General features: G+C 72.6%; 1 protein-coding gene. It reads left to right on the forward strand.

The window, feature by feature from the left end; genetic code table 11:
- A partial coding sequence (locus G9H72_RS20780; RefSeq protein WP_166174759.1) for an AMP-binding protein occupies positions 1–223 on the forward strand: 223 nt, incomplete at both ends.

A 223-nucleotide genomic window follows, 5' to 3' on the forward strand; every position in this document is an offset into this window, starting at 1 on the left:
GCTCGTCGCACTCGGCGTCGAGCCCGGCGACCGGGTGTCGATCATGAGCCGGACGCGCTACGAGTGGACGCTGCTCGACTTCGCGGTCTGGGCGGCCGGTGGCGTCCCCGTCCCGGTCTACGAGACGTCGTCCGCCGAGCAGGTGGCGTGGATCCTGTCCGATGCCGACGTGCGGCTGGCCGTCGTCGAGACGAGCGCGCACGCCGCCGTGACGGAGTCGGTC

This window comes from Motilibacter aurantiacus, assembly GCF_011250645.1.
Taxonomy (GTDB): Bacteria; Actinomycetota; Actinomycetes; order Motilibacterales; family Motilibacteraceae; genus Motilibacter_A; species Motilibacter_A aurantiacus.